At 66.3% G+C, this 15883-nt stretch carries 11 protein-coding genes and 1 tRNA gene; 3 read left to right on the forward strand and 9 right to left on the reverse strand.

Features of this window, described 5'->3' with window-relative positions; all coding sequences use genetic code 11:
* Window positions 1-68 precede the first annotated feature (68 nt).
* The 7 genes from ettA to A5760_RS24670 all read right to left on the reverse strand — a co-directional run bounded on the left by ettA (window position 69) and on the right by A5760_RS24670 (window position 11480).
* Window positions 69-1745 (reverse strand): energy-dependent translational throttle protein EttA, encoded by a 1677-nt coding sequence (gene ettA / locus A5760_RS24640; RefSeq protein WP_064885746.1) that lies wholly within the window; start codon window positions 1743-1745, stop codon window positions 69-71.
* A gap of 77 nt (window positions 1746-1822) precedes the next feature.
* Window positions 1823-2302, reverse strand: coding sequence for a single-stranded DNA-binding protein (locus A5760_RS24645; protein WP_064885748.1), 480 nt, complete (start codon window positions 2300-2302; stop codon window positions 1823-1825).
* Between the two features lie 126 nt (window positions 2303-2428).
* The gene (locus A5760_RS24650; RefSeq protein WP_064885750.1) at window positions 2429-4495 is read right to left on the reverse strand and encodes a cytochrome c oxidase assembly protein; all 2067 of its coding nucleotides are present in this window, start codon (window positions 4493-4495) and stop codon (window positions 2429-2431) included.
* A 28-nt stretch (window positions 4496-4523) separates the two neighbouring features.
* Window positions 4524-6878: a glycerol-3-phosphate 1-O-acyltransferase gene (locus tag A5760_RS24655; protein ID WP_064885752.1), complete on the reverse strand. Its 2355-nt coding sequence runs from the start codon at window positions 6876-6878 to the stop codon at window positions 4524-4526.
* A complete protein-coding gene (locus A5760_RS24660; RefSeq protein WP_064885754.1) occupies window positions 6875-8629 on the reverse strand; it encodes an HAD-IB family hydrolase/lysophospholipid acyltransferase family protein in 1755 nt (584 codons plus the stop codon). The genes A5760_RS24655 and A5760_RS24660 overlap by 4 nt, the downstream gene beginning before the upstream one ends.
* Window positions 8626-10101 carry a WS/DGAT/MGAT family O-acyltransferase gene (locus A5760_RS24665; protein ID WP_064885756.1) on the reverse strand — a complete coding sequence of 492 codons (1476 nt, stop codon included), beginning with the start codon at window positions 10099-10101 and terminating at the stop codon, window positions 8626-8628. Before A5760_RS24665 ends, A5760_RS24660 begins: the two co-directional genes overlap by 4 nt.
* 131 nt (window positions 10102-10232) lie before the next feature.
* Window positions 10233-11480 carry an alpha/beta hydrolase gene (locus A5760_RS24670; protein ID WP_064885758.1) on the reverse strand — a complete coding sequence of 416 codons (1248 nt, stop codon included), beginning with the start codon at window positions 11478-11480 and terminating at the stop codon, window positions 10233-10235.
* Between the two features lie 186 nt (window positions 11481-11666).
* On the opposite strand from A5760_RS24670, the gene A5760_RS24675 reads away from it, so the two are divergent.
* Window positions 11667-11740, forward strand: a tRNA-Arg gene (locus A5760_RS24675).
* A gap of 236 nt (window positions 11741-11976) precedes the next feature.
* On the opposite strand, the gene A5760_RS24680 is transcribed toward A5760_RS24675, so the two are convergent.
* Window positions 11977-12285, reverse strand: coding sequence for a hypothetical protein (locus A5760_RS24680; protein WP_064885760.1), 309 nt, complete (start codon window positions 12283-12285; stop codon window positions 11977-11979).
* Between the two features lie 830 nt (window positions 12286-13115).
* On the opposite strand from A5760_RS24680, the gene A5760_RS24685 reads away from it, so the two are divergent.
* Window positions 13116-13799 (forward strand): cutinase family protein, encoded by a 684-nt coding sequence (locus tag A5760_RS24685; RefSeq protein ID WP_196772201.1) that lies wholly within the window; start codon window positions 13116-13118, stop codon window positions 13797-13799.
* 6 nt (window positions 13800-13805) lie between these two features.
* On the opposite strand, the gene A5760_RS24690 is transcribed toward A5760_RS24685, so the two are convergent.
* On the reverse strand, window positions 13806-14498 hold the full coding sequence (locus tag A5760_RS24690; protein ID WP_064885764.1) for a type 1 glutamine amidotransferase domain-containing protein: 693 nt from the start codon (window positions 14496-14498) through the stop codon (window positions 13806-13808).
* Window positions 14499-15452: 954 nt separating this feature from the next.
* Between A5760_RS24690 and A5760_RS24700 the strand changes: the two genes are divergently transcribed.
* Window positions 15453-15863, forward strand: coding sequence for a hypothetical protein (locus A5760_RS24700; RefSeq protein ID WP_064885768.1), 411 nt, complete (start codon window positions 15453-15455; stop codon window positions 15861-15863).
* Window positions 15864-15883 lie beyond the last annotated feature (20 nt).

Genomic DNA, 15883 nt, shown 5'->3' on the forward strand with positions numbered 1-15883 from the left:
CCCAACTGGCGACGGTTGTCAGTGCGCTCGGTGGCCCCGATCCGCGGCGGTGCGGGGCAGAGCTGACACTAGTCGCGCGTTAGCTTGCGATGGGTCACTCGGTGCGGCCGTGCCGCTTCGGCACCGAGGCGTTCGATCTTGTTCTCCTCGTATGCACCGAAGTTGCCCTCGAACCAGAACCACTTGGCCTCGTTGTCGTCGTCACCCTCCCAGGCCAGGATGTGCGTGCAGGTGCGGTCCAGGAACCACCGGTCGTGCGAGATCACCACCGCGCAGCCGGGGAATTGATCGAGGGCGTTCTCCAGCGAACTCAGCGTCTCGACGTCGAGGTCGTTGGTGGGCTCGTCGAGCAGGATGAGGTTTCCGCCCTGCTTGAGCGTCAGCGCGAGGTTGAGCCTGTTGCGCTCGCCACCGGAGAGCACGCCGGCCGGCTTCTGCTGATCAGGCCCCTTGAACCCGAACGCCGACACATAAGCCCGTGACGGCACCTCGGTCTGACCGACGACGATGTGGTCCAGCCCGTCGGACACGACTTCCCACACATTCTTTTTGGGATCGATCCCGGCGCGGGTCTGGTCGACGTAGCTGAGCTTGACCGTCTCGCCGACCTTGACGGTGCCGCTGTCCGGCTGCTCGAGCCCGACGATGGTTTTGAACAGCGTGGTCTTGCCGACCCCGTTGGGACCGATGACGCCGACGATGCCGTTGCGCGGCAACGTGAAGGACAGGTCCTTGATCAGAGTGCGGCCGTCGTAGCCCTTGTCCAGATGGTCGACCTCGACCACCACGTTGCCCAGCCGCGGGCCGACCGGAATCTGGATCTCCTCGAAGTCGAGCTTGCGCGTCTTCTCGGCCTCGGCGGCCATCTCCTCGTAGCGCTGCAGCCGCGCCTTTCCCTTGGCCTGACGCGCCTTGGCGCCGGAGCGCACCCACGCCAGCTCCTCGGCCAACCGCTTCTGCAGCTTGGCGTCCTTGCGGCCCTGCACCGCGATCCGGTCGGCCTTCTTCTCCAGATACGTGGAGTAGTTGCCCTCGTACGGGTAGGCGCGGCCGCGGTCCAGTTCCAGGATCCATTCGGCGACGTTGTCCAGGAAGTACCGGTCGTGGGTGACCGCGAGGATCGCGCCCGCGTAGGAAGCGAGGTGCTGCTCGAGCCACTGCACGCTCTCGGCATCCAGGTGGTTGGTGGGCTCGTCGAGCAGCAGCAGGTCAGGCTTGGACAGCAGCAGCTTGCACAGCGCGACGCGGCGGCGTTCACCACCGGACAGGTTGGTCACCGGCTCGTCGGGCGGGGGACAGCGCAGCGCGTCCATGGCCTGCTCCAGCTGCGAATCGAGGTCCCACGCGTCGGCGTGGTCCAGCTGCTCCTGCAGCCGGCCCATCTCCTCCATCAGCTCATCGGAGTAGTCGGTGGCCATCAACTCGGCGACCTCGTTGAAGCGGTCGAGCTTGACCTTGATCTCGCCCAGGCCCTCTTCGACGTTGCCGCGAACGGTCTTCTCCTCGTTCAGCGGGGGCTCCTGCAGCAGGATGCCGACGGTCGCGTCGTTGGCCAGGAAGGCATCACCGTTGTTCGGCTTGTCCAGGCCCGCCATGATCCGCAAGACGCTCGACTTGCCGGCGCCGTTGGGGCCGACGACACCGATCTTGGCGCCCGGATAGAAGCTCAACGTGACGTCGTCCAGGATCACCTTGTCGCCGTGCGCCTTGCGGACCTTTTTCATCGTGTAGATGAACTCAGCCATGCCGCGGTTATGCCTTTCTGATTTGCAGAGTGCTCGCGGACCATCCTAGGCATCGCGCGGCAGCGGCAGCCCCGCCGCTAAGCCGTCAGCGGCAGCGGGCCGGCGTCAGCCGACTCGACGCCATCGGCATCAGCGTCCTCACCAGCGGCGTCGGACGCATCCGCTGACGGTGTGGTGGCCTCGGTCGCACTCGGACCGGTGTAGCCCGGCCGCTCGATGCGCACAATCGCACGGGACACGTCGGGCCCGACAGAGGTGGCGCGCATCTCCAGCGACGACCGGCGGTTGCCGTCACGGTCCTCGTACTCGCTGGTGTACACATGGCCCACCACGATGACCGGTGCACCCTTGCCCAACGCGGCACCCACGCCAGTGACCAACTTGCCCCAGCAATTGACGTTGATGAAGAGCGAATTGCCGGGCTCCCAGCCGCCGTCGGCCGTGCGCCGCCGGGAATTGCTGGCGACGCGAAACTTGATTACCTCCTGGGTGCCGACCTGTCGACGTTCGGGGTTGTTGACGATGTGGCCGACCACGGTAAGCGGGGTTTCGAACATTGAGTGATCCCTTCTCGATTGCTTGCTATGACTCGATGGCCACCAGTAGGCGCGGCGCCACCGACGAACGCCGTGGGGATCAATCCGGAAATCGGCCGTCGCTGTGGAAGAAACCGGGACTGTGGATCAGCCTGGATCGGCCGGGGCCTGGCCGGACCGCTTGGGCATCTCGCCCTGCGCCAGCTGTGCCAGCATCGCGTTGTAGGCGACCAGCTCGGCGTCATCGTCGCGGTCGGCGGCCCGGTCCAGCCGCTTGGCGGTACGGCGATCGCTGCGCGCCCACTGGATCAGCAGCGCAAGCATCACGATCACCAGCGGGAATTCTCCCGCGGCCCAGGCGATGCCGCCGCCCAGTCGCTGATCCCCCAGCAGGTCGGTGTGCCAGCTCAGGCCCAGCGAGCGGTAATAATCCGCGGCGAGCACCTTCTTGGTACCCATCAGCACCACCCCGAAGAAGGCGTGCAGCGGCAGCGATGCGAACACCACGGCCACCTTGGCCAGCGGCGGTATCGGTCGCGGCGTCGGGTCCACCCCGATCACCACCCAATAGAACAGGTAGCCGCTCAGCAGAAAGTGCAGGTTCATCGCCAGATGCCCGGCGTGGCTGCTCGCGGTGGTGTCGAAGAGGTTCGACAGGTACAGCCCGTAGAACCCGGCGACGAACAGGACGGTGGCCACCACCGGGTTGGTGAGGAATCGGGAGACGCGGCTGTGCAGCGCGGCCAACAGCCATTCCCGCATGCCCGGCGGATCGTCACGGCCGGCCGCGGGCAGCGCCCGCAGCGCCAGGGTGACCGGGGCGCCGAGCACCAGCAGGATCGGGATCAGCATCGACAGGCACATGTGGACCACCATGTGCATGCTGAACATCGCCGGCATGTAGCGCCCGACGCCCGACGACGTCACGAACAGCAACACCAGGCAGCCGAGCAGCCAGGAAAAGGTCCGACCGGGCGGCCACGTGTCGCCGCGCCGGCGCAGCCGCACCAGCGCCGCCACATACAGGGCGGCGAAGACGATGGCGGCGGAGCCGAAGATCAGGTCGAAGCGCCAGTCGAACAGGATGCGCGCCACGGTGGGCGGCCCGTCGAAGTCGTAACCGATCTCGGCTTCGGGAATCGACGGCAGCCGGGCCGGCGGTGGCGGCGGCGGGGTGCGGCCCAGCCCGACGGCGATGCCGAAGGTGAGGCCGAAAATGGCGGCCTCGATCAGCGTCAGCCGCAGCAGCGCACCACGTGCGCGTGCTGGAGTCGGATCCGCTTGCAGCGCAGCCACACTCACGCGCCGCTGGCGCCAGCCAAGCCCGCCCAGCAGGCACAGTGCGACGAACTTGGCGGTGACCAGCCGCCCGTAGTCGGTGACGAACAGGTCGGACGGCTGCACGCGCACCAGGGCGTTGACCACTCCGCTCACCGCCATCGCGACCCAACACCACAGCGCGATCATCGAGAAACGCCGCGCGGCCAGCCCGAGGTGACCGCCGCCGCGCAGGGCGTGGGCCAGCAGGGCGAGCAGGCCACCGGCCCACAGGCTGGCGGCGACCAGGTGGATCAGCAGGCCGTTGGTGGCCAGGTCGTGCGAACCGCCGGCCGACGAATGACCGGTCAAGCCCAGCGGAATCAGCGTCATCACCGACGCGGCGGCCAGCACCGGCGTCCACGACCAGCGCAGCACCGACAGGCTCGCCAGCGTGATCACCGCGGCCATGATCGCGGTCCAGCGCCAGGCCGAGGCGTTGGTGATCAGACCCGCCAACGACCACATCCGCATCGGGGGAATGTCGGTGACGGGATGGCCGGACACGTCGGAGATGGTCAGCGGGACCAGCAGTGCGGCGCACACCGCCCACACCCCCGAGGCCACCGTCCCGAGCCGAAGGGCCCGATAGCCGTCGGCGTCGAGGACACCGCTGCGCTGCGGCGGCACCAGAAACGCGGCGAACAGGAACGATCCGACCGCGAGCACGGCGGCGATCTCACCCGCGGCGCGCACGTACGGCAGCCCCAGCGTGGTCACCTGGCCCGGGTCGGGCAGACCGGTCACGGTCAGCGCGCTGGCCAGCGAAAGCGTCCCAATGCCGGCGGCCGTGCAGCCCGCCAGTACCGCGACACCGACCAGCACCGGCCACACCAGCGCGCGGCGCTGGGTAGCGGCCTCGGCCGGGGCCTTGCCGGCCGGCGGGGCGACGGTCATATGTCCAGGGTATGGGCGGCCACGCCGGCTACAGAGTCTGGCCGTCCAGAAGCTCCTGACGCGCCTTGGCCTCGCGGGCCACGAACTGATCGCGCGCGATCTGGCCGACGTAGTTGAAGTCTTGCAGGATGTCACGCAGCTCCTGCAGGAAAGCGCCGCGCCTGTCGGCCAAGTCCGGGGCCGGCGCGATCAGGTTCTGATCCTCGACGACCTGGCGCGCGGTGGCGAAAAGCAGCGTCGACACCGATTCGCTGCTGCGGATCCGGGTCTGCGCCACATACTGTCGGCCGACGCCCAGCGCCAGGTCGGTCAGTTTCTTGTGTCCGATGTCCGCGGGCGCGTCACGCAGCACGTCGGCGACGATCTCGTAGGCCTCGAAGAACACCCGCAGCATCGCATTCGCCATCAGCGGACGCTTGGCGAACAACAGCGCGTGGATCTCTTCGCCCCCGGCGGACACGTGGGCTGCCCAATTGTTGTGCCACGCCATCTCTTCGGCGATGTTGTCCCGGAAGGTCGCCGAGTCGGCGAAATAGAAATCGAACTTCAACAGATCGCGAAGCCGCATCGCCTGGGTCCAGAAGGCCTCCATGCGGTCGCCCTTGGTGTGCCGGGCGTGGGCTAGCGCGAGTTCGACGATCGAGGTCTCCAGGAAGGCATGAATCACCGAGTTGCGGTAGAAGGCCGCCGCGTGCTGCTGGTCGGGCGCGATGCGCCACACCGGCTCCCGGCCGCCGTCGACCCGGGTGATGGGGTGCCCGTTGGACAGTGCGTCGACCGCCGCGCGAACCCCGTCATGGGTGCGCAGCCGCAACGCGCTGATGGATATCGGGTTTTGTTTGCGTTCCAGGTAATCCAGCGAGTCCTGCAGGGTGTGGTGCAGCTGACCGAGCGTCAACGCCGCGCCGCGGGTGGTCAGCAGCAGCGCGCACACCAGACCCGTCGCCGTCACCGGCGTCGCCTGCAGGATCCGCCAGGCGACCTCGAACGACATCTTCTGCAGCGCAAGCCTTTTGGCATCCGGATCCTGCGCCAACGGGCCGTGCGCGGCGCCCAGGTACTGGCGCATCGACACGGCTTCGGGGAATCGGACGTAGATCTTGCCGTAGTTGCGCTCGCCCTGCGCGCGGATGAAGTTGTACAGCCAGCCGACGCCCTCGGGCGTCTTCTCGCCGCCGCGGGCGTAGGCGGCGTACTCGGCGGTCTCGTGCAGCTGGTCGAAGCTGATCGAGACCGGTTGCAGCAGAATGTCTTCGCTGCGTCCGTCCAGGTAGGCGTCGGCGACGTAGGCCAGCAGACCCAGCTTGGGTGGCAGCATTTTTCCGGTGCGCGACCGGGTGCCCTCGATGGACCAGCTCAGGTTGAACCGCTTTTCGACAATGTAGCCGACGTATTCGCGCAGCACGTACTTGTAGAGCTGGTCGTTGCCGATGTTGCGGCGGATGAAGATGACACCGGAGCGCCGCAGCAGCGGGCCCATCGCGCCGAACGACAGGTTGATGCCGGCGAACACGTGCACCGGCGGTAATCGGTTCTCCTGCATGGCGACCGGCACCACCGCGCCGTCGATGTAGGACCGGTGCGAGAACAACAGCACCGCCGGGTGCGCTTCCAGGCCGACCCGCATCGCCGCGACCTGGTAGCCGTCGTAGTCGATCTCGGGATCGAACCCGCGGCTGAGCATCCTGCCGAGAACCCCGACGAGGTCGACCGAGGCCCGGCTCCACCCGGTGGAGAGTTCGTCGAGCATCTTTCCGGCCTCGTCGACGGTGGCACCGGGAATCTTGGCCAGTCCCGCGCGAAACCGGTTGGAGGCCAATATCTCCGGTTTCACCAGCCGAGGCGACTTGTACTGCGGTCCGAGGATCCGGTACTCGACGCGTTCCATCGCCAAGATGGCACGGCGGATCACGAATTGGGCGAAGTCGTTCTTGTCTTCCCCGACGGTGGTGTCACGCCATTGCCGGCGCAGCTCGGAGACGGTGGCCGCTTCACCGGCCACCACCCGTGCGCGCTGGGGGGCGGTCCGCACAATCTGTTCTTGCTGACGTTGGTTGGGGTGGTAGGGATCCCGGCCTGGCAGCAGCCCGGCCAGCTTGGCCACCCGGCCGCGGTCCGGCTCCGGCAGCCAGAACACCCGTACCGGCACGATCGAACGGCCTTCTCCGGATTCGAGCTCTTCGGCCAGGGCCGTCAGCGCGTCCGGCGGTGCGTCCAGCGCCGGCAGTTTAAGCAGGCCGAAGTTCGCCCCCGGATGGCCGGCACGCTGTTGATCCATCCACGCCGTCACCAGTTGCATCTCGACCGGCGAGGCCATCGACGCCAATACCAGCGAGTCTCGTCCCGCAAGGACCGCGCTGCTATCTGCGGCCGGTTCGGTCACGGATGCCCTCGGGGCGGCGATTCGGGCGCCTCGGCGTTGACGGCCGGCGCCTCGGCGACGGATCGTTGCACCTCCCCGTCTTTGAGGGCGGCCTGAGATTCGTGGGGGTTTGCCTTGGGCGGCTTGGCTTTTGAAGCCGCCTTCTTGGCCGGGGCCTTCTTGGCCGGTGCCTTCTTGGCCGGTGCCTTCTTGGCCGGCGCTTTGGCTTTCCGGCTCTGCGCCTTGGCTGCGGCCTTCATCTCGGCGTGCAGGTCGACCTCGGGCAGTTTGTCGACCGGCCAGTTGGCGAGCGTGTCCAGGTACAGCTGACGCACCTCGGCGATGCGCTCCGGCAGCGTGTCAAGCGTCCAGTCCTGCACCGAGATCGGCGGAAAGACCGCGACGTCGACGGTGCCCGGGTTGATGACGGTCGAGTTCCGGGCGGCGACGAGCTCGGCGTTGCGGATCACGATCGGGACGATCGGGATGCCCGCGGCCATCGCGAGACGAAATGGTCCCTTTTTGAAGGGACCGACCTCAGTGGTGTCCAGCCGGGTACCTTCCGGCGCCATCACAATGGAAAGTCCGTTCTTGGCTCTCTCTTCGACCGTGCGCATCGTCTCCAGCGCCGAGGCCGAATCGTCTCGGTCGATGAAGACACCGTCCAACGCTTTGCCGAGCAGGGCCATGATCGGATTCTTTTGTAATTCCTTCTTGGCTACGGCAACCCAGTTGTCATTCACCAGCGCGCCGGCGATGACCGGGTCAACCTGATTGCGGTGGTTATAGATGAAAACGGCCGGACGTTGGGCGGTCAGATTCTCTTTCCCGACGACATTGAGATGCACTCCCGTGGTCGCCAGCACGGTCTGGGAAAAAATGGAAGTAAAGAAGTTGGCGCCCCGCCGCCGGCTACCGGTCAGCACACCCATTGCCACTGCGCCGGCCCCGACGGGGACAATCGAGCCGAGTCCGGCAAGGGTGCGCACCTGCCGCCGCAGACCCACCGAACCCCGGCTGCTGAATCTCAGGATCGGCCAACCGCGGCGCTTGGCCACCGCGGCCATTTTCCCCTCGGGATTCGTCGGCCTCGGATTGCCGACCAGATACATCAGAGCGACGTCCTCATCACCGTCGGCGTAGAAGTAGCTGTCCTTGAGATCGATGTCGTGCTCGGCGGCAAAGCGTTGTACCGCAGCGGCTTTGCCCGGGCCCCACAGGATCGGCTTCTCGACGCCACCGGTGAGCATGCCGTCCTCGGTGGTCTCGAACTTGTTGGTGAGCATGTTGGGAATGCCCAGGAACCGCGCGACGGGGTTGACCTGGATGGTCAGCGCCGACGAGCTGAGCACGACGGTGTGGCCGCGGGCCATGTGGGCCCGCACCAGCTCGCGCATCTCCGGGTAGATCCGGGATTCGATCCGCTGGACGAACAGTCGCTCGCCGATCTCTTCCAGGTCGTCGAGCAATCGACCGGTCAGCGCCGCGGCGGCTTTGCCGATGAGGTCCTCGAACTCGATACGACCCAGGGTGTGGCTCAGGCCGGCCTGCACCATGCCGAGCAGCTCCCCCACACCCATGTCGCGGCGCAGCAGCCGCTCCTGGGTCAGGATGACCGCGGTGAACCCGGCGACCAGCGTGCCGTCCAAGTCGAAGAAGGCGCCGATCGTCGGTCCGGCGGGGCTGGCCATGATCTCGGCCACCGAGCCGGGCAACCGCATGTCCGCTCCAGAGGTTTCGCCGTTGTCCCCCTGCTCCTTCGAGGCGCTCATGATCCCGCCACAGATCGTGTCGACACGGCCGGCTCGGCGAACGACGCGGGCACTGCTCGAGGTGGCGGGTCACCGGCCAGCGCCAGGATCTCGTCGAAACCCTCTAGCAGGCATTGGGCGAACAACGCCTCGTTTCGCACCGAGGCCTTGTCGTAGCGCACGGTGATGGTGCACCACCCACCCCGCGAGATCAGCACCACCATCATCGCCACTCCGGGCAGCGGACCGATTCCGTACTGCCGCAAGACTTTTGCACCGGCGATGTAGGTGTCGCCAGGGAAGACCGGGACGTTGCTGGCCTGCACGTCGGAGCCGATCACCGAGCCGGTGATCCCTTCCAGCACCGCGGTCGGCAACACGCTGAGCACCGGGGCAAAAGAACCGATGATGTTCATCGCGGGCTCGTCGCGGCGCTGCGTCATCTGAGCGCGGATCTTCTTCATCCGGGAGACGGGGTCGGCGGTCCCGATCGGCGCCGCCAGGTTGACGCCGGTGAACCGGTTGCCGCCGGCGGTATCCGCTTCGGCCCGCAGGCTGACCGGCACCGCCATCGGCAGCGTGCTGACCGGCACGCCGAACGCCTGGTGGTAGCGGCGCAAGGCGCCACAGAGCCCGGCAAGGTAGGCGTCGTTGATCGACCCGCCGCCGGCCTTCGCGGCCTTGTGCAGGTCGGCGAGCGGGATATCGATCGCGTCGCTGCGGGTGGCCAGGCTGCGCCGCCGCAGCAGCGGCGACGGCTCGGCGGCCCGGTTGAGCACCCGCATGCCCGACATGGCATACCCGACGATCCCGGACACGGTGGCGGTCGGTTCCAGAACCGCCCGCCCGGCCGCCGAGACCGCGCCGGACAGCGCGTTCACGACACCGCCGACGACGGCGAAGGGCAGGTGGTTGATGCCCTGGCGCATCAGATCGTTGGAGCTCAGGTCCTGCGGGACGGGCAGCGGCGGCGTCGGCTTGGCCGGCGGATTGCGCTCGAGGTCATAGATCTCGGCGAACATCTGAACCCCACCCACGCCGTCGGTGACGGCGTGACTGACATGCAGCAGCGTCGCGGCCCGGCCGTCGGCCAGACCCTCGACCAGGGTGGCCGTCCACAGCGGCCGCGAGATGTCCATCGGCGACTGCAGGATGAGCTCGGCGAGATCGAATACCTCACGCAGCGTGCCGGGTTCGGACACCCGCACGCGGCGCACGTGAAAATCCAAGTTGAAGTCGGGGTCGACCACCCAGCGCGGCGACGCGGTCGGCAGGGTCGGCACGACGACCTTTTGCCGCAGCCGCAGCACGCGTCGTGAGGCGCTTTCGAATCGGGCGCGGAATTGTTCCCAGTCCGGCGTGCAGTCCAAGAGCTCCAGCGCCATGATCCCGGACCGGGTGCGGGGGTTCGCCTCTCCCCTGTGCAGTAGGTAGTCGACCGGCCCGAGCGCGTCGGACAACTCAATCGCCTCGACGGGCTCAGTCATGGTCATCAGCTGGACGCGCCAACGTTGTCACCGTCGATCAAGCCTCCTGCCTTTGGACCCCACCAACCCCAAGGTCTCCCCAACGCTAGTCGGGTTACCGCGCTGGTGAAAGGAGCGGCAGGTTCCTGAGCGAGGGCTCAGCTGGCCGAAGTGGCCGACAAGGGCAGCGAATCCAACACCGAGCTGACGCGCCGCCCGTAGACGACCCCGAGGAAATCGGCGACGGCGTCAGCGGCCAGCCGCGATCGAACCGTCGGTGTGATATCGAAAGCGTGGTGCGCGTTGCCGAGTTCGGCGTGGGCCACCGTGGCCGCCCCGGCCGCGCGCAGCGCCGCGCAGAACACGCGAGCCTGGCCGCTGGGCACCAATTCGTCCTTCTCGCCGTGCAGCACGAAGAAGGGCGGCGCGTCGCCGTGGACGTAGGAAACCGGCGATGCCGCCGTGAAGCGCTCGGGCTCGTCGGCGTAGCGGGCCTTCATCACGAACTGTTCGAGGAACGGCAGCATCAGCGGGTGCATGTTCTCGAAGTCGGTGAAGTCGTAGACACCGTAATAGGGCGCCACCGCTTGCACGGTGGTGTCGGCGTCTTCGAAGCCCGGTTGGAAGGCGGGGTCGTTCGGGGTGAGCGCCGCCAGGGAGGCCAGGTGCCCGCCCGCCGAGCCGCCGGTGATCGCTATGAAGTCGGGGTCACCGCCGTAGTCGGCGATGTTCTCCCGCACCCAGGCGATCGCCCTTTTCACGTCGATCAGGTGCGCGGGGAAGGCGGCGCGCGGGCTCTTGCTGTAGTCGATCGAGACGCAGATCCAGCCGAGTTGAACCATTCGGCTCATCAGCGTGTAGGCCTGCGGGCGGCGGCCGTTCAGCGTCCACGCCCCGCCGGGCACCTGGATCAACACCGGCGCCCGGCACCCGGGGACCAGGTCATCGCGTCGCCAGATGTCGAGCAGGTGGTCGCGTGCGCTCGGGCCGTAGGAGATGTCGGAAGTCTGCGCGGCGTACCGGCGGTGCGGCCCGGGGCGGCCCAACAGGCCTCCGCGCGGGCCGCACAGCGCCCCGACGGCCGCGGGGTGACACACCTGCTCACCAAACTCGGGGCCGAAGGCCTCCTCCAGGGCCGTGGTGAGGGTCTTGTCCGCCCGCTGGGCGGCCAACGTCTTGCCGACCTGGCCGACGGACGGGTGCGAGACCCGCGACAGCGCGTGCCCGGTCACCACGTGGGGCGGAAACTCGGTGAAAAGCCAACCGGCCAAGCAGCCCAGCGCAAACGGCCCGCCGCGAAACACCAGGTTGCCGAGCTGATAGACGTCCCGGGCCTCGGCCGCCAGGCGTGCCGCCTGGGCGCCCGCCCACCCGCAGGGCGAAGACTGATTACTGGCCACGCTCATTGCAACGTCACCTCTCGACGTTATGCACACGCCTCGTTGCGGTTAACGGCCGATGGCCGGCCGGTTTTGTACGTGTGTCGAGATTCCTGACGATAACCGATTAACGTGGCGCGGGAACGATTTTCGCGCGCGTGGCGGCGGGGAATCCGGTCGGCGGGTGCGGTTCGATAGACTGACCTGCGCATTGCCTCCGTAGCTCAGGTGGATAGAGCAAGGGCCTTCTAATCCCTAGGTCGCACGTTCGAGTCGTGCCGGGGGCACCGGGCTCGTTGTATGACGTCGGCTGATGCTTGATATTTCGGCTCCGGGTGATGCCTGACAGTGTTTCGGTTGATCCTTGACACCCCCGCTTGGAGGGAGCTGATGTTCAGTACAGAGCCGAACGAACGCCTAGGTAGTCGCTATTGGCGACTACCTAGGCGTTCTTTGGGTGGATCGACGACCAACGGCGCCAAATGTCGGCCGAGGGTTCGTCGATCACGTACTACTTGCGCTACTAAACCTCGATCGTCTGGCTGACGTAGTTCTCCCAGGTGGCGATCTGGCCCGCGTCGATGAGAAGGCTTTGGTAATCCGGGTCGGTACTGAGGCTCTGCTGGATCCGGCCGTAGGTGGCCCAGTCTTGGGCGCTTGTCATCATGCCGATGGCGTTGGTGCCCTGACCTCCGACCATGTTCACCAGCGCGGTGACATTCTCCGCGCCATGTTTGCGGGCAAGCCCGGTGGCTCGCTTCAGCTGCTTCTGAACGTCGTCCCAGCTGACCCCCGGGTTGGGATGGACGATGGTAGTAGCGATGATGGTCATGGTTGAGCCTTTCGCTCGAGGGGCGGGACTTCAATAGTTTCCGGCGCACCAGATCGAGCCGTCTAGAGTAGGCCGCTACGCCATTTCTGCGGATGCGCGCAAAGGATTGCCTACGACCGCCCCGCGGGCCTCGCGGCAAGTTTCGGGGATCTGTCCGCCGCGGTTTTAACCAGCCGCGTTGGGGAACAGTGGTTGATAGTGGCACACGCGGCGTAGCTGCAAACCGCAGCCATGCATGCGCTTTACTGAGCAGGGAATCAATCGGGATGTTGTCTGGTACCAATAGAAGTTCGACAAGCATATTCAGGCAAAAACAGGCGTTAATGGCCGCCTGTCTGAATCCGCGACACAAATACATTCAAGAGTGTCCTGAATGCAATTCGATCCACGAAACGCAGAACCAGGACGACGAGTATTGTGTTCGTTGCAAAGAGAACAGAACGAAATCTGTTTGCCAATAGGCATAGGGCGTGAACGTCAGGTCTGACGACCTTCGTCGGGCTGGCAAAGAAGTCAGCGGGGAAAGCTTCAGACCATACGCCCTGCCCGCCGGTGGTCGTCGCGCAGATTGCGACACCGTCGGCATCGTCCGGACATCGAGAACCGTTGCGACCCATGATGGCTCGCGGCAATGACGAGAACCATGGACACCTTCGGCATCAATTCCCCGGCCCATGCATTCCCGTCGTGTCGGCGGCACCCGGAATTACCTGGACCCCCAGCAACCGGAACGGCTGAGCCGAGAAGCGGTCGGGGCCAGAGGCTCCGGGCGAAGGAAGGGCGTTGAATCAGGCGGTGTCTTTCCGGCCTCGATGTGTCAGCATTGGAGCGTGATCGCACGCCGATTAGCGCGTTTGCTGGGCGTCGCGGCGGTGACGACCTGGACGGCGCTGCTGTGCCCACCGATTTCCGCGTCCGCGGCACCGTGTCCCGACGTCGAGGTGACGTTCGCCCGCGGTACCGCCGAGCCGCCCGGCGTCGGCGGGGTCGGACAAGCATTTATCGACTCGCTGCATTCCCAGATCGGGGAGCGCTCCCTCGGGGTGTATGCGGTCAACTACCCCGCCGGCGAGGATTTCGCCCCGTCAGCGTCGGCCGGCGCCGGCGACGCCCACGCTCACGTTCAGTCCATGGTGGCGAACTGCCCCAACACCAAATTGGTGCTCGGCGGCTATTCGCAGGGCGCGATGGTGATCGATCTGATCACGATCGCCCAGGCCTCGATCGCGGGCTTGAATCCTCAGATACTGACGGCGGACGAGGCCGACCATGTCGCGGCGCTGGCCTTGTTCGGGAATCCGTCGGCCCGGTATCTCGGGGCACCCGTGAGTGTGGTCAGCCCGTGGTACGGCGCGAAAGCCATCGACCAGTGTGCGCCCGGCGATCCGGTGTGCACCCCGGGCGGGCCCCTGGCGCTGCCGTCGCACGACGAAATGTTCTCGGCAGCGGACCTGTCCTACCAAGGGTCCGGAATGCCCGGTCAGGCCGCCGCTTTCGTGGCCGGCCACCTCTGAGGGCGCCTAACCGAGTTCCTTCATGAACTCGCGCGCCAACGGCCCGGCGGAGGCCGGGTTCTGGCCGGTGAAGAGATTGCGGTCCTTGAGCGTGTAGGGCTTCCACATCTCGCCGCGGCTGAACTCGACGCCCATCTTCACCAGTTCGTCCTCCGCGGTCCACGGGGCCTTCTCTCGCAACCCGACCCCGTCCTCTTCGTCATTGGTGAAGGCCGTGACCTTGTACCCGGCAAACGGCGAGACACCGTTTCGCCGGGTAGCCATCATGGCGACCGGCGCGTGGCACACGATCGCCAGCGGCTTGCCGGACGCCAGAGCCGCTATGAGCAGTCGGCCGGAGTCGGCATCGCGCCACAGGTCCTCCATCGGCCCGTGCCCACCCGGGTAATAGACGGCGTCATAGTCCTCGAGGCGGGCGTCGGCCAGTTTGATGGGCCGGCGCAATTCCTCGGCGGACTTCAGGATCTCCTCCAGCTCCAAGGCGATCTTCTCGCCGCCCGCCATCGACGGACGCAGGCTCATCACATCCACGTGCGGCACAACACCATTCGGCGTGGCCACCACGACCTCGTGACCGGCGCCGGTGAGCTCGCGGTAGGGCGCCGCGAACTCCTCGGCCCAGTAGCCCGTCGGATGCCTGGTGCCGTCCTTCAGGGTCCAATAGCTCGCGCCCGTGACCACGAACAGCACCTTCGCCATCGCATTTCTCCTGGTTCGCTCCACAAGGGGATGCGCTCAAGCGTCGCCCATCCGGTGCCCGGGGTCAAACGCCGAGATGCGCCGCGGGCCCGCAGGAATCGGCGGGCGGTGGCGCTCGTTCGTCCTTGCCCAGTTGGATGCCCCAGGCGCTTTCGATCCGACCGAAACGCGCTGCGCCACTTGGCCTATCGAGGCTACGACGCCGGAGCATACTGCCACACCAACTCACGGTTTCCCGACGACGCCGGGCTGCACGACAAAGTGAGGCCGGTTGCGTCATGCGTGGTCACTTCCGGAACGGAACAACGCCGGCCGGCCAGCGATCGGTCGAGGCTGGCGACACCGACACTGAGGCCGATCAGCCCGGCCGTCGCGACCAAGACCAGCATCAGCGGGGCGTATCCAATTCTTTGACCGCGGGTCCGTGCGTACGCCCGGTACGCCATGGTCTCGGACCGCGTCGTCGGAGTACCCCGTTGTCCGCATGGGGTGTTCCTAGCGTCGATGCCGAGTGGGATGCTCTTCGAGCTGACATGAGCTTGCGGAGCACGCCTCGGCGGATCCTCGAGGGATCCTTGGGCCGGCCGCCAGACTCGACCACTACGAACTTCACGAACCCGCTAGCGCGGTGGTGAAGTCACGCCATGATGACCGGACGGTACTCGAGTGGCGGATGCGGCAGCCGAGAACCGGCGCCCGCGCACCGTCGCGCCAGTGATGCAGGTCATCGCCATGTTTCGCGGTCGCCGCCACGGGCCGCAAAGCGCTTACGCGGAACCGCCGCATTGGCATTTGGGTCAGTTTCCATAGTGTCCGGTCAACCGGAGAAAGTCGAAGTCACTGTCAGAAGTTTGCGGTCGAACCATTGTGGGAACATGCGTGTCAAAACGAGCAGATGACGCTTACGGGGAGATCATTACTTAGAGCGTCTTCTCTTCGAGGGGTTGGCGATATATGGCGTCGAATGACTGGCAGCCGGTGGTGCGCGTCGGGGAGCCGAGGTTCATAGCTGGTGTTGGCAATCGAATCAAAGTCGAAGTCAAGACGAGGGGTTGGCTGAGCCGCGACTGGCGGTGTTACTTCGGAACGCAAGTCTCTCAGCAACAACTCGATGCCCGGTATTCTTCCTATCCCTGTTGGGACGAAGTCCAGCGCATCGAGGGCTCCTGCGCAGAGCATGATGCGGAGCGGTACATCGAAATGATTGATGCCGCAATCCATTACGCCAACACAAGACTGCAGAGCGACGCGTTGCCGGGGGCCGTTCTGCAAGGAGCGCGCATCGAGCGGCGAGGGTGTGCCGTGCGGGAGCGCCAGGCCGAACTCGATGAGCTAGCGAAGAAGTTAGCGAAACCGGAGCTGTAGCCGAGCCCCCGGATTTCGCC

It is taken from the genome of Mycobacterium colombiense, from assembly GCF_001665835.1.
Classification (GTDB): domain Bacteria; phylum Actinomycetota; class Actinomycetes; order Mycobacteriales; family Mycobacteriaceae; genus Mycobacterium; species Mycobacterium colombiense_A.